17 protein-coding genes are annotated in these 19341 nt (G+C 74.4%); 13 read left to right on the top strand and 4 right to left on the bottom strand.

The genetic code is table 11. The features are described from left to right. Positions 1-33 precede the first annotated feature (33 nt). Positions 34-1149 (bottom strand): acyl-CoA dehydrogenase family protein, encoded by a 1116-nt coding sequence (locus WCD41_RS15440; protein WP_337714342.1) that lies wholly within the window; start codon positions 1147-1149, stop codon positions 34-36. Beyond that, positions 1146-2345, bottom strand: coding sequence for an acyl-CoA dehydrogenase family protein (locus WCD41_RS15435; protein WP_337714341.1), 1200 nt, complete (start codon positions 2343-2345; stop codon positions 1146-1148). The genes WCD41_RS15440 and WCD41_RS15435 overlap by 4 nt, the downstream gene beginning before the upstream one ends. A 513-nt stretch (positions 2346-2858) precedes the next feature. On the opposite strand from WCD41_RS15435, the gene WCD41_RS15430 reads away from it, so the two are divergent. The 11 genes from WCD41_RS15430 to WCD41_RS15380 are packed head-to-tail and all read left to right on the top strand — an operon-like array spanning position 2859 to position 15618. Next, a complete protein-coding gene (locus tag WCD41_RS15430) occupies positions 2859-4340 on the top strand; it encodes a sugar transferase (RefSeq protein ID WP_337714340.1) in 1482 nt (493 codons plus the stop codon). A gap of 19 nt (positions 4341-4359) precedes the next feature. Further along, on the top strand, positions 4360-5685 hold the full coding sequence (locus tag WCD41_RS15425) for a glycosyltransferase family 4 protein (protein WP_337714339.1): 1326 nt from the start codon (positions 4360-4362) through the stop codon (positions 5683-5685). Next, on the top strand, positions 5682-6719 hold the full coding sequence (gene gmd, locus WCD41_RS15420; protein WP_337714338.1) for a GDP-mannose 4,6-dehydratase: 1038 nt from the start codon (positions 5682-5684) through the stop codon (positions 6717-6719). The genes WCD41_RS15425 and gmd overlap by 4 nt, the downstream gene beginning before the upstream one ends. Before the next feature lie 29 nt (positions 6720-6748). Continuing rightward, positions 6749-7528, top strand: coding sequence for a class I SAM-dependent methyltransferase (locus WCD41_RS15415; protein WP_337714337.1), 780 nt, complete (start codon positions 6749-6751; stop codon positions 7526-7528). Continuing rightward, positions 7525-8208, top strand: a complete 684-nt coding sequence (locus WCD41_RS15410; protein WP_337714336.1) for an acyltransferase — start codon at positions 7525-7527, stop codon at positions 8206-8208. The genes WCD41_RS15415 and WCD41_RS15410 overlap by 4 nt, the downstream gene beginning before the upstream one ends. Before the next feature lie 47 nt (positions 8209-8255). Next, positions 8256-9503 carry an MATE family efflux transporter gene (locus WCD41_RS15405; protein WP_337714335.1) on the top strand — a complete coding sequence of 416 codons (1248 nt, stop codon included), beginning with the start codon at positions 8256-8258 and terminating at the stop codon, positions 9501-9503. Continuing rightward, a complete protein-coding gene (locus WCD41_RS15400) occupies positions 9500-10213 on the top strand; it encodes a hypothetical protein (protein ID WP_337714334.1) in 714 nt (237 codons plus the stop codon). The genes WCD41_RS15405 and WCD41_RS15400 overlap by 4 nt, the downstream gene beginning before the upstream one ends. 40 nt (positions 10214-10253) lie before the next feature. After that, positions 10254-11909, top strand: coding sequence for a tyrosine-protein kinase domain-containing protein (locus WCD41_RS15395; protein WP_337714333.1), 1656 nt, complete (start codon positions 10254-10256; stop codon positions 11907-11909). Beyond that, a complete protein-coding gene (locus WCD41_RS15390; RefSeq protein WP_337714332.1) occupies positions 11906-13270 on the top strand; it encodes a hypothetical protein in 1365 nt (454 codons plus the stop codon). Before WCD41_RS15395 ends, WCD41_RS15390 begins: the two co-directional genes overlap by 4 nt. A gap of 2 nt (positions 13271-13272) precedes the next feature. Beyond that, positions 13273-14430 (top strand): glycosyltransferase family 4 protein, encoded by a 1158-nt coding sequence (locus WCD41_RS15385; RefSeq protein WP_337714331.1) that lies wholly within the window; start codon positions 13273-13275, stop codon positions 14428-14430. Between the two features lie 27 nt (positions 14431-14457). Further along, the gene (locus tag WCD41_RS15380; protein WP_337714330.1) at positions 14458-15618 is read left to right on the top strand and encodes an erythromycin esterase family protein; all 1161 of its coding nucleotides are present in this window, start codon (positions 14458-14460) and stop codon (positions 15616-15618) included. Here WCD41_RS15380 and WCD41_RS15375 read toward each other — a convergent pair. Continuing rightward, entirely contained in the window at positions 15615-16199 is a 585-nt protein-coding gene (locus tag WCD41_RS15375; protein ID WP_337714329.1) for an ASCH domain-containing protein, read from the bottom strand. The two genes, WCD41_RS15380 and WCD41_RS15375, sit on opposite strands and share 4 nt — an antisense overlap. A gap of 172 nt (positions 16200-16371) precedes the next feature. Further along, entirely contained in the window at positions 16372-16572 is a 201-nt protein-coding gene (locus WCD41_RS15370) for a hypothetical protein (protein WP_337714328.1), read from the bottom strand. 249 nt (positions 16573-16821) lie between these two features. Here WCD41_RS15370 and WCD41_RS15365 point away from each other — a divergent pair, with 249 nt between their 5' ends. Then, positions 16822-17646, top strand: a complete 825-nt coding sequence (locus tag WCD41_RS15365; protein ID WP_337714327.1) for a FadR/GntR family transcriptional regulator — start codon at positions 16822-16824, stop codon at positions 17644-17646. 69 nt (positions 17647-17715) lie between these two features. Then, positions 17716-18882: a hypothetical protein gene (locus WCD41_RS15360; RefSeq protein WP_337714326.1), complete on the top strand. Its 1167-nt coding sequence runs from the start codon at positions 17716-17718 to the stop codon at positions 18880-18882. Positions 18883-19341 lie beyond the last annotated feature (459 nt).

The raw sequence follows: 19341 nt of genomic DNA, 5'->3' as shown, positions 1-19341 counted from the left end.
CGTTCAACGGTAGGCCCCGCCCCCGACGACGCGTCACGCCGGCAGATCCACGAGGCCGGCCAGCACCGACCGGTGGTGGTCGGCCGAGCCGAGCAGCAGGGCGTCGGCGCGGGCCCGCTTGAGGAACAGGTGCGCCGGGTGCTCCCAGGTGAAGCCGATGCCGCCGTGGAGCTGCAGCCCGTCCTCGGCGGCGAGCAGCGCCACCTCGGAGCCGTGCGCCTGGGCGACCGCGGCCGCCACCGGGAGGTCCGGCGAGCCGTCCGCGGCACAGCGGGCGGCGTAGCGGGCGGTCGCGCGGGCCTGGGTGATCGCGACCCAGAGGTCGGCCAGACGGTGCTTGAGCGCCTGGTACGACGCGAGCTGGCGGCCGAACTGGTGGCGGTCGCGCAGGTAGGCGACGGTGTCGGCCAGGACGCGCTCGGCGAGCCCGAGCTGCTCGGAGGCCAGGATCGCGGCACCCACCTGCAGCGCGCCGTCGATCACGGCGCCGTCGACGCCCTCGACCAGGCGTGCCGGCGCCCCGTCGAACGTGATGTCGGTCAGGCGCCGGGTCATGTCCAGGGACTCCGACGTCGTGCGCGTGACCCCGTCCCCGTCGGCGTCCACGACCGCGAGACCGCCCTCCACCGGCACCAGCAGCACGTCGGCCGTCACGGCGTCGATCACCGCGGTGACGGTGCCGGCGAGGAGGTCCCCGGCGCCCTGCTGCTCGACCGTGACCGGCACCGGACGGCCCGCCCCGTGGGTGGCGCCGACGGCCAGCACGGCGGTGCGCTCGCCGGCAGCGACCGCAGCGAGGAGCTCCTCCTCACCGGTGCCGAGCAGGAGCGCCGTGGCCACGGCGGTGCCCAGGAACGGCACGGGCGCGACGGCGCGGCCCAGCTCCTCGGCGACGACGGCGACCTCGCGCCACGACGCGCCCGCCCCGCCGCGCTCCTCGGGGACGGCGAGGCCGGCGACGCCGATCTCCTGGGTGAGCCGCTTCCAGAGGTCGGTGTCCACCGCTTCGGCGGTGTCGGTGCGCCGCAGCACCGCGTCCCACGGGGCCTGCTTGTCGACGAGCGCGCGGACGCTGGCGCGCAGGTCGTCCTCGACGTCGGAGTAGAGGAGGTCGCCGGTCTCGGGGGTGGAGGGGGCGGGGGCGCTCATCGGGGCAGGTCCTTCCACGGGACGTCCTTGTCGGCGCGGGCCTCGGCGGGCAGGCCGAGCACGCGCTCGGCGACGACGTTGCGCAGGATCTCCGTCGTGCCGCCCTCGATCGAGTTGGCGCGGAAGCGCAGGTAGCGCCAGCCCGCGTCGCGGCTGCCGTAGTCCTCGACCTCGGGGCGGCGCTCGGTGTAGTCGGGGTAGCGCAGGCCGTCCTCGCCGCGCAGCTCGAGCTCGAGGCTCGAGCACTCCTGGTTGAGGCGGGCGTAGGTGATCTTCACGCCGGAGCCCTCGGGGCCCGGCTGCCCGGCGGCCTGCTGCTGGCCGAGGCGCTCGGCGGTCAGGCGGGCCGCCTCGGTCTGCACCCAGAGTCGCAGCATGCGGTCGTGCAGTCCGGGCGTGCGCGCCTCGGGGTGCTCGCGCCAGCGGGCCGCGAGCGGGCCGATCGCGCCGCTCTCGCGGGGGAGCGTGCCCCCGCCGATCGCGACGCGCTCGTTCATCAGCGTGTACTGCGCGACCGCCCAGCCCTGCCCGACCTCGCCGAGGCGCTGGTCGTCGGGGACCCGGACGTCGGTCAGGAAGACCTCGTTGAACTCCGCCTCGCCGGTGATCTGGCGCAGCCCGCGCACCTCGACGCCGGGCGCGGTCATGTCGACGACGAAGTAGGACAGGCCGCGGTGCTTGACCGCCTCGGGGTCGGTGCGGGCGAGGATGATGCCCCAGCGCGCGTGGTGGGCCATCGAGGTCCACACCTTCTGCCCGTTGAGCACCCACGCATCGCCGTCCCACATCGCGCTGGTGCCGACGCCCGCCAGGTCCGACCCGGCGCCGGGCTCGCTGAAGAGCTGGCACCAGATGTCCTCGCCGGTCCACAGCGACGGCAGCCAGCGCTGCTTCTGGGCGTCGTCGCCGAACCGCAGGATCGTCGGCGCGGCCATGCCCAGGCCGATGACGTTGAGACGGGGCCGGTTCTCCGGCGCGCCCGCGTGGGCGAAGGCGGCGTCGACGGCGGTCTGCAGGCCGTTCTCCGCGCCCAGCCCGCCCAGGCCGGCCGGGTAGTGCACCCAGGCGAGGCCGGCGGCGAAGCGTTCGCGGAGGAACTCGGCGGAGTCGGTGGTCGACGGGTCGTGCTCGGCGAGGAACTCCTCGACGCGCTGCGCGAGCGCGCCGGCGTCCGGAGGGCTGTCCGTGGTCGTCACCCCTGCACCCTCCGTCGGTCGGCCCGTGCTTGTCGAGACGAAGGACGGCGACGCCTGCGGTCCGTGCCGCGACAACACCCACCGAACAATTCGGCGACGGGCTCGAGGTCGGGTCGACGGAGCACCCGGGCGGATCACGGCCACCAGGACCCGGAGCCGGTCACCCGGTCGGGTGTTCGGCCCGTCACGATCACCGCGCTGGTTACCGGTCGGTACGACGCTGCGTGACGACCGCGCTCATGACGTCGTCCGGGCCTCGACGACCCCATCGGGTGAAGATCCGGGGTTCTCGCGACACGTCTTCGGCGACCGCCCGTCGGTTCGGGCCCGGACGACGCGACGACCTCACATCGTGTCCGCGTGTCGCCGCTCTGTTACCCCGATCGGCCGCAGAACACGCCGTTTGACCGCGATCCGTTACGACAACCGGCTGTAGCGCTCTCCCTCGATCGCCCGATGCGCCCAGCAGAAGGTCCGGGGTCGCCGACCACCGGCAGCGAGGGAGGGATGTCGATGAGCAGCGAAGCGGAGGTCGTGCGGTCCGTGTCGGCCCGGGTCGCGGCGACTCCGGCGACGGCGGGCGGGTGGCCGGTCGCGGTCGCCGACCGCCCGGCGCGCCACCGCCACCGCGGCGTGCTGCGCCGCGCGGCGGTCGCCCTCGACGTCGTGACGGTCGGCGCGGTCGCGGGCGGTGCCCTGGCGATCACCGGCCCGACGCCGACGACCCTGACCCTCGCCGGCGCGACGGTCGTCGCCGAGCTCGGCGGCCTCGCCGTCGCCCGCGCCTGGGACCCCCGCGCGATCGGCGCCGGCGGGGCGGAGTTCTCCCGCCTGACCCGCGGCACCGTCGTCGCGACCGTCGCCGTCGCGCTGCTCGCCCTCGTGCTGACCGCCACCGGCGCCGACGCCGTCGGGCACGCCTGGGCCCTGCTCGCCGTGCCCGCGACCGGCGTCGGCGCGGCCCTCGGCCGCATCGCCCTGCGCCTCGGCGTCGCCCGCGCCCGCCGGCAGGGCCGCCTCACCGCGACGGTGCTCGCGGTCGGCACGCCCGCCGCGGTCGCCGACCTGGCCGCCCGCACCCGCCGCGTTCCCGCCCACGGCTGGGAGGTGGTGGCCGCGTGCACCTCCACCGGCGCGGGGCGCGAGATCGCCGGCGTGCCGATCGTCGGCGATCTCGACGCCGTCGCCGCCGAGGTCCACCGCTCCGGTGCCGAGGTCGTCGCCGTCGCCCCGTCCCCGGGCTGGACCCCGCGCCGCCTCCACGAGCTGGCGTGGCGCCTCGAGGGCCTCGACGTCGACCTCGTCGTCGACCCGGGCCTCATGGAGATCGCGGGCCCGCGCCTGCACGTCGCCCCGGTCGACGGGCTGCCGCTGCTGCGCCTGCGCCCGCCGTCGTTCCGCGGGGGCCCGCACGCGGTGAAGGCGGTGGCCGACCGCGTGGTCGCCGCGTGCGCCCTGGTGCTGCTGGCCCCGGTGTTCGCCGGGATCGCGGTCCTCGTGCGCCGCGACGGCGGCCCGGTGTTCTACCGCCAGGTGCGGATCGGCCGCGACGGCCGCCCGTTCGCGATGGTCAAGTTCCGCTCGATGGTCGTCGACGCCGACCGGGTGCGCCCGGAGGGCGACCACGACGGCGCCGGGCCCCTGTTCAAGCTGCGCGCCGATCCGCGCGTCACCCCCGTCGGCGCGGTGCTGCGGCGCTGGTCGCTCGACGAGCTCCCGCAGCTGTTCAACGTCCTCGGCGGCTCGATGTCGCTCGTCGGGCCGCGTCCGCCGCTGCCCGAGGAGGTCGGCACCTACGCCGAGGACGCCCGCCGGCGCCTGCTCGTCCGGCCCGGGCTCACCGGGCTCTGGCAGGTCAGCGGCCGCTCGGACCTGTCCTGGGAGGACACCGTGCGCCTCGACCTGCGCTACGTCGAGAACTGGTCGCCCGCCCTCGACCTGCTGATCCTCGCCCGCACCGTCACCGCCGTCGTCAGCGCCCGCGGCGCGTACTGAGCTCGGAGGAGTTGTCCTGATGTCTGCTGAGCCCCTCGCCCCGAGCGAGCCCGCCCGCCGGCTCGACGTCCTGATCGTCGGCCTCAACCACGCCCCCGAGACCACCGGGATCGCCCCGTACACCACCGGACTCGCGCAGATGCTCGCGCAGGACGGCCACGCCGTGCACGTCGTCACCGGCATGCCGCACTACCCGCAGTGGCGGGTGGCCGACGACTACCGCGGCGCGCGCCGGGCCCGCCACGAGCGCGACGGCACCGTGCGCGTCACCCGCGTGCCCCACCCCGTGCCCGCGCGCCCGACCGGCGCCTCGCGGATCGGGATGGAGGCGGTGTTCGCCCTGCGCGCGGCGATGGTCCGCGGCCCGCGACCGGACGTCGTGATCGCCGTCAGCCCCGCGCTGCTCGGCGTCGGCGCGGCGCGCTGGATCGCCCGCACGTGGGGGCGCGGCTGCCCGGTCGGCGTCATCGTCCAGGACCTCTACGGCGCGGCGGTGGCCGAGGCCGGCGCGCTGGGCGGGCGGGGAGCCGGCGCCGTCGCGCGCCTCGAGCACTCCCTGCTCGCCGGGGCCGACGGGGTCGTCGCGGTGCACGACGTGCTGCGCGACGCGCTGCTGCGCACCGGGCTGCCGACCGAGCGCGTGACGACGATCCGGAACTGGACGCACCTCGACGAGCAGCCCGACACCGACATCGCCGCCGCCCGTCGCGAGCTCGGCTGGCCGCAGGGCGAGGCCGTCGTGCTGCACGCCGGCAACATCGGCGCCAAGCAGGGCCTCGACGGCGTCGTCGAGGCCGCCCGCCTGGCCGACGCCCGGGGGCTGCCGCTGCGCTTCGTGCTGCTGGGCGACGGCAACCAGCGCGCCCGCCTGGTCGAGGCCGCCAGGGGCGTCGAGCGCTTCACCGTCGTCGACCCGCTGCCCACCGAGGCGTTCCGCACCGCGCTCGCCGCCGCCGACGTCCTGCTGCTGCACGAGCGCCCCGAGGTCGCCGAGATGTGCGCCCCGAGCAAGCTCACCAGCTACTTCGCCGCCGGCCGCCCGGTGCTCGCGGCGACCAACGACACGAGCGCCGCGGCCCGCGAGGTCCGTACCGCCGGTGCCGGTCCGATCGTCGCGCCCGGCGACCCCGCAGCGCTCGTCGAGGGCGCCCTCGCCCTGGTCGCCGACCCCGCCGCCGGCGCCCGCCACGCGGCCTCCGCGCGCCGCTACGCCGCCGGCTCCTACGGCGTCGACGCCGCCCACGCGCGCTACGGGGCGTGGGTGCGCGACCTGGCCGACCGCGTCACCACCGACCACGGCGACCTCGCCGACGTCCTCCCCCTCACCCCGCAGGAGATCTCGTGAAGACCGCCTTCATCACCGGCATCACCGGCCAGGACGGCTCGTACCTCGCCGAGCTGCTGCTCGCGAAGGGCTACGAGGTGCACGGCCTGGTGCGGCGTTCCTCGTCGTTCTCCACGGGCCGCCTCGACCACCTCTACGTCGACCCCCACACCGAGGGCGTCCGGCTGTTCCTGCACTACGGGGACCTCACCGACTCGTCCCGGCTGGTCACGCTGCTCTCGCGCATCCGGCCCGACGAGGTCTACCACCTGGGCGCGCAGTCGCACGTGCGCGTGAGCTTCGACGAGCCAGAGTTCACCGGCGACACGACGGGCCTGGGCACGATCCGGCTGCTCGAGGCGATCCGCATGATCGGCCTGGACACGCGCTACTACCAGGCGTCGAGCTCGGAGATGTTCGGCGCGACCCCGCCGCCGCAGAGTGAGGCCACGCCGTTCCACCCGCGCTCGCCGTATGGCGCGGCCAAGGTCTACGGCTACTGGGCCGCCCGCAACTACCGCGAGGCCTACGGGATGTACGCGGTCAACGGCATCCTGTTCAACCACGAGTCCCCGCGCCGCGGCGAGACCTTCGTGACCCGCAAGATCGCCCGCGCCGCCGCCCGCATCGCGCTGGGGCTGGAGAGCGAGCTCTTCCTCGGCAACCTCGACGCCGTCCGCGACTGGGGCTTCGCCCCCGAGTACGTCGAGGGCATGTGGCGGATGCTGCAGGCCGACACCGCCGACGACTACGTGCTCGCGACCGGCACCGCGTACACCGTCGGCGACTTCGTCCGGCTCTCCTTCGACCACGCCGGCCTCGACTGGCGTCGCCACGTCCGCTTCGACGAGCGCTACCTGCGGCCCAGCGAGGTCGACGCCCTCATCGGCGACGCGTCGAAGGCCCGCGACGTCCTCGGCTGGACCCCGAGGACGTTCACCCCCGAGCTCGCCCGCGTGATGGTCGACGCCGAGCTCACCGCTCTCGAGGGCCCGACCGCCACCGTCACCCCGCTGCCGGTGCTCGGCTTCGACCGGCCCGTGCTCGCCAGCTGATCCCGACTCCCGAGAACAGGAACACCGCCATGGCCGAGAACGGCGCCGGCACCTACGAGCAGATCCTCGCGGGCCTCATGGACCGCGACGTCATCCACCGCCACGACCGCGTCCTGGTGCAGTTCGCCGGGGAGTTCGACCGCGACGTCACCCGGCGCCTCGGCCTGACGCGCTGCACGTTCACCAACCTCGCGCCGACCTCGGTGTCGAGCCGCCTCCCCGAGGCCCGCACGGCCGACGCCCACCACATGGACGTCCCGGACCGCGGCTACGACCACGTCATCGGGCACGCCGGCCTGCACCACTGCAGCCGGCCGCACGAGGCGCTGCACGAGATGTACCGGATCGCGGCGAAGACGGTCGTCGCCGTCGAGAACCAGGACTCCGGGCTGATGCGCCTCGCGCAGCGAATGGGCCTCGCGAACTCCTACGAGCTCGAGGCCGTCGCCGACGGCGGCGGCGTGACCGGCGGCGTCGACGGCACCGGCGTGCCCAACCACGTCTACCGCTGGACCCGCCGCGAGGTCACCAAGACCGTCGCGTCGTTCGACCCGGGCCGCGACGTGCCGCTCGAGTTCCACGCCCGCTGGCTGATCGGCACCGACCGGGCCCTCACGAGCAGCATGCGCTCGCTGCTCGGTGACAGCGGCTCCGGCCGGGCCGCCCTCGTCGGCGCGGTCAACCTCGCCCTCAACGGCGTCGCCCGCCGCCAGGGCAACATCTTCGGCTTCACGATCCGCAAGGACCTGGCCTCGCCGCGTCCGTGGATGGTCGCCACCCCGGCGGTCGGAACGGGGGCAGCGGCATGAGACTGCGCGCCCGCAAGCCCCGCCTCGCGGCGGCCGCCCTCGCGATCCTGCTGCCCGGGAAGGCCCGCCGGTGGGTGCACACCCGCCTGCTCGGCGCCGAGATCCACCCCACCGCGCGGCTCGGACGCAGCCTCGTCGACGTCGACCGCCTGGTCCTCGGCCCCCAGGCCGTCATCGCCAGCTGCTCGGTGATCCGCGGCTGCGAGGAGGTCGACCTCGCCCCCGAGGCCGTCATCGGCCCGCTGGTGTGGGTCAACGCCGTCCGCCGCGACAAGCACTACTTCGCCGACCAGCCGCTGCGCCAGCCGGTGCTGCGGCTGAAGCGCGCGGCGCTGATCAGCTGCCTGCACATGATCGACTGCTGCGACCTCGTCGAGATCGGCCGCTACTCGGGCCTCGCGGGCTTCGGCTCCCAGGTCATGACGCACACGGTCGACATCGTGCGGGTCAAGCAGGTCGCCAAGCCGGTGATCATCGGTGACCACGCGATGGTCTCGACGAGCTCGGTGCTGCTGCCGGGCGCGGTCGTGCCCGACAACGCCATCGTGTCGGCCGGCTCGGTCGTCAAGGGCCCGCTGGCCGAGGGGCACACGCTCTACGAGGGCGTGCCCGCGGTCGCCAAGCGCACGCTGTCCCCGCAGCTCGCCTTCTTCCGGCGTGACGTCGCGGACATCCGGTGAGCGCGGGGTCGGGGACCGCTGCTTCTCGTCGTCGTCCCGTTCTCGGAGTGGCCGACCAGCTGCTCAGCTCGGGCACCAACTTCCTCACCGCGTTCGTGGCCTCCTGGGCACTCGCGCCCGAGGGCTTCGCCACGTTCGTCGTCTCCTACGCCGTGGTGACCGTGGTGCTCGCCCTCGGGCGCGCGGTCATCGGCGAGGTCCTGCTCGCCTACCTGCCGACCGTCGCCGCCGGCGACCGGCCCGCGATCGTGCGGTCGTCCACGGGCGCCGCGCTGGTGCTCGGCGTCGCGGGCTCGCTGGCCTGCGTGGCCGGCGGGCTCCTCGGGCACGGGACGCTGGCCGGGCTGCTGTGGCTCGCGCCCTGGGTGCCGATCGCGCTCATGCAGGACGCGCGCCGCTTCGTCTTCCTCAGCCAGGGACGGCCGGGGCACGCGCTCGCCTCCGACGGTGCGTGGGCGGCCGCGCAGGTGGTCGTGCTCGCCCTGCTCGCCGTCGGCGGGCTCGGCTTCAGCGTCACCGGGCTCGCGACGTCGTGGGGCATCGGCGCGCTGACCGGCCTGCTCGTCGCGGCGGCGATCGGGGGCGGCTCGCTGCGCCCCTGCTGCCCGAAGGCCTGGGCGCGGCGCACCCGCTCGCTGTCCGGGTGGTTCGTGCTCACCTCGGTGCTCGGCCAGTGCGAGATCTACGCGGTCCTCGTACTCGCCGGCACCCTGCTCGCCCCGGCCGACGCCGCGGGGCTGCGGGCCGTGCAGCTGCTGGTCTTCCAGCCCACGGCGACGGTCGCGGCCGCGCTGCTCGTGCTCGTCACCCCGCTCGTCGCGGGTGCGGTGGCCCGCCGCGACGTCGAGGCCGCCCGCCACGCGCGGCGGTTCGCGACGATCGCGTCGGCGACCCTGGCCGCCGCGGTGCTGGCGGTCATCCCGCTGCGGCACACGCTGCTGGACCTGCTGTTCCCGCAGTACACCGAGTTCGCGCCGCTCGTCGTCCCGATCGCGCTGCAGTCCGCGCTCTACGTGCTCGGGGTGCCGTTCCACGCCCAGCTCCGCGGCTTCCACCGCGCGCGGTCGCTGTTCGGGCTGCAGGTGCTGGGCTCGGCGGTGCTCGTCGGTGCGGCCACCGCGGGCATGGGCTTCGGCGGGGTCGTCGTCCTCGCCTGGGGCCTGGCCGGCGCCGCGCTGTTCGTCGACCTGGTCCTGCTGGTCGCGACGCCGCGGGCGCACCACGCCGGGGCGGGTCACCGCAGCGTCCCCGTGGAGCCCGCCCCGGCGCCGGTCGCGCTCGAGGTGGCCCGATGACCGGCCCGATGTCGCGGCGCGCCCTCCTCGGCGGCACCGCCGCCCTGGTCCTGCTCGCGGCCTGCGGGCGGGGCGGGGAGGTCCTGTCCCCGCCCCTGGTGCCGCGCGTGCACACGGTCTGGAGCGACCACCCGGACGGACCGATCCCGGCGCGGGGCGACGAGGGGACCCCGTTCGTGCTCCGCGCCTCGGGTCCCGTCGGCGGACCGCTGGTGCGCGGGGGCGGCCTGGACGCGGAGCTCGGCGACCAGCGGGCGGCGTCCTACGTCAACCAGGACCTCGGCACGGCGGTGCACCGCATCGGGGCGCGCTTCGGCTTCGTCCCCGGCCCGGGCACGTCGGACGACGGCTCGCTCTGCCTCGCCGCCTGGCGGGGTGCGCTGCCGCCGAACGACCCCGGGGTGACCGAGGCGCCCGTGCACCTCGTCGCCACACCCCAGCGCTGGATCCTGTCCCTCGCGGTGGGCTCGCAGCTCGCCGAGATCGGCGCCGGGCGCTTCGACCCGGCCCTGCCGACCGACGGCACCCCGCTGGTCATGGACGTGACGCTCGTCGGCGACCGCGCGGAGATCGCGCTGCCGGACGGCACCACCACCGTCGTCCGCGACGCGCGCATCCCCACCCTGCCGGCGCCCGTCGCCTGCTGGGAGTTCTACCGCCACGCCCCGGGAGGGGCCGCCGTGCGGTTCTACGAGACCTGGGCCGCGTGAGCGGTCCTCACCCGCCCCACCACCCGAGAGAGGACACCCCGTGATCGTCAGCCACCTCCACGCGATCCGCGCCCGCTGGTCGACCCTGGTGGCGTTCGCGCTGATCGGGGTCCTCGTCGGCGTCGCCGTCGTCCTCCTCAGCCCGCCGCAGTACCGCTCGACCTCCACCCTCTACGTCGCGAGCGCCGGCACGGCCGACGCGACCAACGCCTACCAGGGCAGCCTGCTCTCGCAGGAGCGCGTGAAGTCCTACCGCGAGATCCTCGCGAGTGACCGGGTCGCCGAGCAGGTCGCCGCCCGCGTCGGCGGCGGCGCCACGGCCGAGCGCCTGCAGTCGGCCGTGAGCGTCACCAACCAGCCCGAGACGACGCTGCTGCTCGTCACCGCGACCGACGGCTCCCCGGAGCGCGCGGCGCAGATCGCCACCACGTACGGCGACGTCCTGGCCGACGTGGTCTCCGGCATGGAGCGTGCCGCCGATCCCGCCACGGGCACGCCGGTGGTGTCCGTGCGCACCGCGCTGCCCGCCCAGCCCGACGCGAACCCGGTGTCCCCGCAGCCCGTCCTCGACATCGTGCTCGGGCTCGTCGTCGGCCTGTTGGTCGGCGCCGGGGTCGCCGTCGCCCGCGCGGCGATGGACACCACGGTCGGCACCGCCGCCGCGCTCGCCGAGCTCGCCGGCGTGCCGGACATCGGGCAGGTCGAGCACGACCCGCAGGCCGGCACCTCGCCGCTCGCGGTGCGCGAGCGCCCCGCGTCCAGCGCGTCGGAGGCGTACCGCAAGCTGCGCAGCAACCTGCGTTTCGTGACCGTCGACCGCGAGGACGGCGCCGCCGTCGTCATGATCACCAGTGCGGTGCCCGGCGAGGGCAAGAGCACCACCGCCGCGAACGTCGCCCTGAGCCTCGCCGACCTCGGCAACCGCGTGCTGCTGCTCGAGGCCGACCTGCGCCGTCCCGTGCTCGCCGAGACGTTCGGGCTCGAGCCCGCGGTCGGTCTCACCACGGTGCTCGCCACCGGCGCGCCCGTCGCCCACGCGGTCCAGCGGGCCGGGCGCCTCGACGTCGTCGTCGCCGGGCCGGTGCCGCCGAACCCGAGCGAGCTGCTCGAGTCCAAGCGCCTGGCCGCCACGCTCGACGAGCTCCGCGCCCGCTACGACTGGGTGATCGTCGACTCGGCGCCGCTGCTGCCGGTCACCGACGGCGCGGTGCTGTCCCACCGCTGCGACGGCGTGGTGCTGCTGGCCCGCCACGGCACGACCTCGAGCGGCGCGGTGCGCCAGGCGGTGGCCACGCTGACGACGGCGGGAGCGAACCTGCTCGGCACGGTCCTCACGCAGGTGCCGCGCTCCGGCGGCGAGGGCTACGGCCGCTACGGGTCCTACGGCTCGTACGGGTCGCACCGGTCCGGGGGCGGGGGACGGGGCACCGGGACCGGCGGGACCCGCCGCCCGACGCCGGTCCCCGCGCCCGTCCCCGCCCCGCTGCCGGCTCCGCTGCCGGCGCCCGTGCCGGTGCGGATCGTGCCGAGCGCGGTCGCGACCGGCACCGAGCCCGCCCGGCGCGCCGGCGGTGCCCACCGCAAGGAGTCGCGCGCCTGGCGGACCCGGGCGACCGACGCCCTGTCCGCCGTGCCGGACGCCATCACCCCGCCCGTCGCCCGGCCCGTCCCGCCGCGTGCCGCGGGGACGTCGTGACGACCACCGCCCGGTTCGGGCTCTACGGCACCGGCGCGCTCGTCACCGCGGTGCTGACGCTCGCGGCCGTGCACGCCGGGAGCGCCCTGACGTGGCTCGCGCTGCTCGGGGTCCCGCTCGCGGTCGCCGTCGTCGTGCGGCGGCGCTTCCTCGACGGGTGGGTGTCCCCGCTGCTGCTCGTCGCGCTGTCGCTGGTCGCGACCGCCGCCCTGGGCGCGGCCTTCGGGCGCAGCGTCGGCGCCGACGGCGGCGTCAGCGCGACCCTCGCGCTCAGCGACGACGAGACGGTGCGCACCGCGCTGCTGCTCGCGGTCTCCGCGACGACCCTGCTGATCGGCGGGGCGGTCGCGCTCACGATGCTGGGGGCGCGGGACCGGCGTGACGCCACCCGGACGCTGCTCCCCGACACCGGCGCCTTCGACGGCGACGCATCGACGCGGCTGATCGTGCTGGCGGTCGCGGCGCTGCCGCTGCTGGCCACGGTGGTCGTCCAGGGCCAGGACCTCCTCGAGCGCAGCACCTACCTCATCGGCGAGGCCGGCTCCGCGGGCGGGATCGTGTCGATGCTGGGCCTCGCCGGGGCCGTCGGCTGCGGGCTCGTGCTCGGTTCCGAGCGGGGCGTGCGGCTCCTGCTGCCGATCACGCTCGCGGCCGGCTACCTGGCGCTGTTCTTCGCGCTCGGCAGCCGCCGCCTCGCGCTGCTGCCGCTGCTCATGGCGGTCGGCGCGCACGTCGCCCGGCCCTCGCGCGCCACCCGGATCGGCCTCGCCGCCGCCGTTGTCGCCGCGCTCGTGCTGCTGCCGATCCCGCTCTACGTCCGCGGCGTCGGCGCGCACGGCCTGATCCCCTACGCCGAGGCCCTGCCCGGCATCGTCGGCCAGAACGACATCCTCGGCGGCGCCGCGGACAACCTGCTCATCTCGTTCCCACTCGTCGGCGCGACGGCCTTCCAGGTCGCGCCGCTGCCGCTGGACTATTTCTTCCTGCAGGTCAACCCGCTGCCGGGCTCGATGATCGGCTGGTACGACGTGTCCGACAGCCTGCGGATCAACCTGTACACGCCGTTCTCGGGCGCCGGTGAGCTCGCCAACTACGGCTGGGGCGTCGTCGTCGGGTTCTGGTTCGTCGTCGGGATGTTCCTCGGGACGCTCGACCACCGGATCGCCGTGCTGCTCGACGCCGGCCGCCGCGGTGTCGCGCTGGTGCTCACCGCGCTGCCGCTGGTCTTCACGATCCTGATGCTCCAGTACAACCTGCGCTCCGGCGTGCGGATGCTCGTCTACGCCGCGGCCGTGCTGGCCGCCCTGCGGGCCGTCGACGGCCTGCGTGCCCTCTCCCTGCGTCTTCCCCGAAGGGCCTGACCATGCGCATCGCCGTCGTCCACAGCTTCTACTCCAGCCGCGTGCCGAGCGGGGAGAACCAGGTCGTGCTCGCGCAGGTCGAGGCGCTGCGCGCCGCGGGCCACGAGGTCGCGCTCGTCGCGCGCCACACCGACGACCGGCTGCGCCGCGCGTCGTACCCCGTCGAGGCCGCGCTGACCACGGCCACCGGCGTCGGGCCCGACCCGACCGCCGAGCTCGCCGCCTTCCGCCCCGACGTCGTCCACGTGCACAACCTCTTCCCGAACTTCGGCACCGCCTGGCTGCGCGACTGGCCCGGCCGCATCGTCGCGACGCTGCACAACTTCCGGCCGATGTGCGCGAACGGCTACCTCTTCCGTGACGGCGCCCCGTGCACGGCGTGCCCGTCGGGCGACCGCTGGGCGGCGGTGAAGCACGGCTGCTTCCACGGCTCGCGGGTGGCGTCGCTGCCGCTGGCGTTCCGCGGCCGTCACGGCGCCCCGGCCGACCCGCTGCTGGCGCGCGCCGACGCCCTCGTCGTCCTCTCCGAGCGGGCGCGCCGGACGTACCGCGACGCCGGCGTGGACCGCCTCCACGTCGTGCCGAACTTCGTGACCGTGACGCCGGCCGCGGCCGTGGCGCCCGGCGACCGCTGGCTGTGCGTCGCGCGGCTGACCCCGGAGAAGGGTGTCCTCGAGCTCGTGCGTTCGTGGCCGGCCGGCGTGGGGCTGGACGTCGTGGGGGAGGGGGAGCTGCGCCCGGCGATCGAGTCGGCCGCTCCGGACGGGGTCCGCCTGCTCGGGTCGATGGACAACGCCGCCCTGCGCGCCGCGATGGGCGGCTACGCCGGGCTCGTCGTGCCGTCGCGCTGGTTCGAGGGCCTGCCGACGGTGTACCTCGAGGCGCTCGCCGCCGGACTGCCGGTGCTCGCCGTCGACGGCAACAGCGCCGCCGACGACGTCGCCGCGCACGACCTGGGCGTGGTGGTCCCGACCTCGTTCGGTACCGCGGACCTGCGCGCGGCTCTCGCCGCGGTCGCCGACCGCGGTGCCGACCTGCGCCGGCGGGCGGGAGCGTCGTTCCGCGACCGTTTCACCGCGCCGACCTGGTGCGACACGATCACCGGCGTCTACGACGGCACCGGCGTCCGTGCGCGGGTGGTGGAGCCGCTGTCCGCCTGACGCCGGGGTGCTGCCAGGGTGCTCGGCGTGCCCTCCCCGGACCCCGTCGCGCGCTGGCTCGCCGACCACGGTCACCCGCTCGCCGTGCCCGACGACGCCGACGGGGGCCCCGACGGGGTCGGTGCGTGGGTCCGCGCGACGGCCGGCGCGCAGGTGGTCGCGCTCGGGCCGGCCGTCGGGGGGACGCGGGAGCTGGCGCTGCTGGCGGCACGGTGCGTGTCGGCGTTCGTGGCCGACGGGGCCGGGACGCTGGCGCTGCAGGCCGGCGAGTCGGCGGCGACGGTGCTCGACGACGCGATCCGCGGCAGAGGAGCCTTCGGCGAGGCGCTCGAGCGTCTCGGGTCGTGGAGCTGGAACACCCGCGAGGTCCTCGACCTCGTGCGCTCGCTGGCGGAGGGCCCCTCCGTGTCGGTCGTCGGGATCGACCCGCGCCGTCCGGCGACGGCCGTCCGCGTCGTCGGCGCCTTCCTGCGCACGGCCGCTCCCGACGTGCTGCCGTCGGTGGCCGATGCGCTCGCCGACCTCGCGCTCGGGTACGGCGACGCCGCTTCTCGTGCGGCGGTCGACCGGGTGCTGTCCCGCCTGGAGCAGGACGCGCCCGCGCTCGTCGCGGCGACCTCACCCGCCGCGCACGCGGAGGCGGTGCGTCATGCGGAGTTCCTGGCGCGGGCGGCGGAGCTCGCGGCCACGCCGCCCGGCCGCGCGGACGCCGTGGCGTCGCGGCTGATGGCGGAGGCGGTGATCGCAGCCGGCGCGCACGGGCGGGTCGTGCTGTGGGCGCACGCCGACCACGTCGTCGTCCGCCCCGGCTCCGTCGGTGCGCTGCTGCGCGAGCACTTCGGCGACGGGTACCGGGCGCTCGTGCTCTCCGCCGGCACGGGGTCGTTGCGCGCGCTGCGCCGCCGGCGGCTCTTCGGGTCGTCGCGGACCCCGTCGACACATCGTCTCCCGGCGGCACCGCCGACGTCGCTCGAGGGCACGGTGCTCGAGGCGTGTCCCCGGGACACGGTCGTGGACCTGACGCCGGAGCTCCCGGAGGAGGTCAGGGACTGGGCGACGGTCCGTCGGTCAGTCGGCGACGAGGTGTCTCCGGCGGCCCCGGCCCGCGCGCTCGTGCCCTGCGTGCCGGGAGCCGAGATGGACGGCGTCGCCGTGGTGGGCGCGGTGCACCCGAACTGGGCGCGTTAGGTCCGGCTCGCCAGGACGGCGCGGCCGCGGGGCGAGAGCTCGTAGCCGACGGGCAGCGAGAGGGTCAGGCCGAGGGCCTTGAGGCGGCGGACGTCGGCCTTGAACGGGAGCGTCTCGCGGCCGAACGAGGCGGCGAGGTCCGGCGCGCGGACGGCGGGGCGCTCGGCGATCGCCGCGAGCGTCGCCCACGCCCAGGGGCCGTGACCGCTGCGGGCGTCCATGGCGTCGAGGCGCCGGCAGACCGCGGCGAGGTCGTCCGCGTCCGGCACCGAGGCGGCGAGCTCCGAGCGCGGGTCGGGCTCGTCGAGCAGGTGGAAGCGCACCCGGTAGAGCTCGGCGTCCTCGGCGGCGTGCTTGTCGGCCTCGGCGAGCAGGGCGGCGACGTCGTCGAACCCGGCGCGCCGGGCGTCGTCCGGCCCGAGGTCCTCGCGGGCCACGACGTCGACCTCGTCGACCTGGAGGCGGCCGACCGGCGTCCGGTACGGCCGGCCGGGTCGCACCTGGGCGCGGCGCCAGCGCCGGAACGTCAGGTCGACCTCGCCGCGCGCGATCGGCTCGGCGAAGCGCAGGGCGAACAGCACGTGGTCAGCGTGCCAGGTGACCGGGCGGCGCCCTCTCGCGCCCGCGCGGACGCCGGGCGAAGATCTGTCTTTCTTGAGCGATCGTTCCGCTCAGCGGAGCGTCCGCTCCATGATTGCGGATCTTCCTCGGTCGGAGCGGGCGGACCGCGGCTCATCGGCCGCCCGCCCCGGCCTAGAAGGGAGGAGGAACCCGCAGCAGGAGCGCGGCCGCGGCCACGGCCGGCTCCTGCTGGGACGCGGACGCCAGTGCCACGATCACCTTCGCCAGCACGATGGCGAGGATCAGCGGGATGGAGATCCGCCAGAACACGATCAGCAGGAAGATGACGAACGCGATCGCGATCACCATGCCCTGGGACGGCGATTGGATCATGGGTGGACCCTCCTCGAGCTCGCGGTGTCCGGGGATCGGCCCGTACACCGATGCGGGTGAGGCAGGGGTAGCGTCCGACGGAGAGAGGTTGTCTGTCAACTAAAGTAAGATGTCGGACTAGAGCAGGTTGACAGTCCTGCTACCTTGAGTCATCCGTTGTCCGACAACGTGCACCCGTCGGACAAGTGACGTGTGGAGCCCCGGCCGATCCGTGCCTGCCTCGACACCCGGTCGGCAGGAGGCCTGACCTTGGACGAGCGACAGTCCACCGACGCCGATCGCTGGGTGCTCCCGCCGTCGCGACGCCCGGTTCCCGAGCTCGTGTGCGACCGGGTGCTCGAGCTCGTGCGCGCCGGCGACCTGGCGCCGGGCTCCCGCCTCCCCACCGAGCCGGAGCTCGCGCGGCTCTTCGGCGTGGCCCGCAGCTCCGTGCGCACCGGTCTCCAGCGCGCCGAGGCGCGTGGCGTCGTCGAGGTGAACCGCGGCATCGGCTGGTTCGTCACCTCCGAGCCCTTGCGCTCGGCCACCGACCTCATGCGCGACCGCCTCGCCGGCGAGGACTTCGACATCGTCGACGTCATGGAGGTCCGGATCGCTCTGGAGTCAACGGCGGCGGCGCTGGCGGCATCACGGGCGGGCAAGGGCGCACTCGACGACATCCGCAAGCTGTCTCTCGCCCACCAGGAGGCCGACCACGACGACGCGGCCACCCTGCTGCGCACCGACGAGGAGTTCCACGGCGCGATCGTCGAGGCGTCGGGGAACCGCTATCTGCAGACGTTGTACGAGATGGTCACGCCGCTGATCTCCGACTGGCGCGAAGGGAGCTTCACCAGCCCCGCGGTGCACGACCGGTCGGTCAACGACCACAACCAGATCGCCGTGCAGCTCCGACGTGGGGACGAGGTGGGCGCGCGGATCGCGATGACCACCCACCTGCTGGGCCTCTACAAGGGCATCGTGCGCGAGCGGCGGCCGCAGGACTCCGACGGTGGCTCGTCCGCGGATCTCGGATCGTACGTCGGCTTCGAGGACGACGCGGATTTCAAGGAAGCAATGTCCACGAGGAGCTGATGACGCGCTTCCGCTCCGCCGATCATCTTCGGTCTTGTTCTCGGTGTCCTCGCCGCAGAGGATGGGGTCGTGGCCACGGGGGGCGGCGAGCCTGAGCGGATCTCGTTCCGCCGTTGGACCGCCCTCGGGGTCGGTTGCGCCACGCTTGGTCTTGCCGTTCTGTTCTTCGGGCCGAGCCGGGTGGCGACCGTTGCCGGCGCGACGCTTGTGCTTGTCGGCGCGTTGACTTTCGTGGCCGGCGTCATTGCTTCGATCATACGAAGTGAGATAAGGCGGGCTGCCAAGCTCGTGGCTGAGACCATGGGTAGCAGCGCCCTCTCGACCCTGTCGACGATCCCGCCTGCCCGGGGGCTCGAGTCGCTGCTCGGGCGCGTGTACGGAGACTCGAAGCTGCCTCGTGATGTGCTGACGGCGTTGCTCGGAGGTGAGGGAGAGGCGCTCGACGGAGGCGATGCGACAATCAGCGAGCGCACGGAGGTCTACTTCCAGCTCAGCCGTGTCGATCGGCTCACCTATCGCATGGTGATGGAAGAGCGCTACACCTTCCGCGCTCGCGTCCCTACGACAAGCTTCGTCATCTTTGCTACCTCTGATACTTCGCTGCGGGACAACATCATCGCGGCCTGTCGCCTACCGTTGTTCGAGCTGTGGTTCGTACGCGACGATCCGGTCGACGCCTCTTTCGAAGAATCAGTCGAGAGCATTCGAGACACGGTCCACATCGGGATGCGCTACACCGATGCGGACGACTCGGTTCACTCGATCGAACCTCAGCAGCCGGGTGATCGTCTGCGAGAGGTTAAGCTTCAGGACTGGGGCAAGTATCTGTCCTTCTTCCACCCCGACCTGCCTGGCGGCGCTGGTCTCGACCGACGCCTGTACATGAGCAAGTTGCGAATCTTCGAGGTGGATCTGCATCGCCTTGCACCGGCTGGGCGTCGCGTCGTGACAATCGAGGAACTGACGATACGCTCAACGACGCTGCAGCTGCTAGCGGACGGCTTCTGCTATTGGCAGGCACCTTTCCCGTGCTTTGTCGAACGCATGGCCTTTGATACATCAGCTTTTGATCTCGAATACGAGGGTCAGCACTGGTTCCATCTCAAGCCGTTCACCATGACTACCTCGAGCAGCCCGTCCTACTGGAGCGGTGCGGACGGGGTCACAGAGGTCCCTCTGGGCGCGTGGCTCTTCCCGGGGCATGGGGTCGCGCTCGTCTGGCGCGAACTGGCTTGAGGTAACTCTTGCGCCGCGCCGAGCGATCCCCTCCGTGTGTTTCTGCGGCGTAGATCGGGGGGTCGTCGTCGGTCCGATGGCGCGAGGGTGTATGAAGTGCGCCACGCGGCGCAGCGCCCGCGAGGCACCAGCACTGCACCTGACCCGAGAGCGGAGCGCAACACGCATGTCCGGCTGGATCTTCGAGCGCGGCATGCCGCGTCGGCAAGTGTTCCCATCCCACCTTGCCGGTCCCGCCTCGGGGGAGCTTGAGTACCCTTCCGCGCCTGGGGGCGGTGCGGTCAGGAACGTGCCCGGCGGTGGGGCAGTCCGATCACTCCCCGGTGGCGGTGCGGTTCGTCGCCTTCCCGGTGGTGGGGCTGCGCACATGTTCCCGGGTCGCGGATGATCGACTCCGGGAACTACCAGCTCACTGACACCGGATGAAGTCGCTGGGTGATTGCCCGGTGAGCATCTCGC

Source organism: Actinomycetospora aeridis (genome assembly GCF_037400275.1).
Lineage (GTDB): Bacteria > Actinomycetota > Actinomycetes > Mycobacteriales > Pseudonocardiaceae > Actinomycetospora > Actinomycetospora aeridis.
The sequence above is the reverse complement of the archived record's forward strand: the minus strand, read 5'-3'. Positions and strand labels throughout refer to the sequence as shown.

What these genes read in the sequence shown, in the direction of transcription:
- WCD41_RS15430 (WP_337714340.1), top strand. Translation starts at nt 2,859, where the DNA reads ATGAGCAGCGAAGCGGAGGTCGTGCGGTCCGTGTCGGCCCGGGTCGCG.
- WCD41_RS15425 (WP_337714339.1), top strand. Translation starts at nt 4,360, where the DNA reads ATGTCTGCTGAGCCCCTCGCCCCGAGCGAGCCCGCCCGCCGGCTCGAC.
- WCD41_RS15410 (WP_337714336.1), top strand. Translation starts at nt 7,525, where the DNA reads ATGAGACTGCGCGCCCGCAAGCCCCGCCTCGCGGCGGCCGCCCTCGCG.
- WCD41_RS15400 (WP_337714334.1), top strand. Translation starts at nt 9,500, where the DNA reads ATGACCGGCCCGATGTCGCGGCGCGCCCTCCTCGGCGGCACCGCCGCC.
- WCD41_RS15440 (WP_337714342.1), bottom strand. Translation starts at nt 1,149, where the DNA reads ATGAGCGCCCCCGCCCCCTCCACCCCCGAGACCGGCGACCTCCTCTAC.
- WCD41_RS15415 (WP_337714337.1), top strand. Translation starts at nt 6,749, where the DNA reads ATGGCCGAGAACGGCGCCGGCACCTACGAGCAGATCCTCGCGGGCCTC.
- WCD41_RS15370 (WP_337714328.1), bottom strand. Translation starts at nt 16,572, where the DNA reads ATGATCCAATCGCCGTCCCAGGGCATGGTGATCGCGATCGCGTTCGTC.
- WCD41_RS15385 (WP_337714331.1), top strand. Translation starts at nt 13,273, where the DNA reads ATGCGCATCGCCGTCGTCCACAGCTTCTACTCCAGCCGCGTGCCGAGC.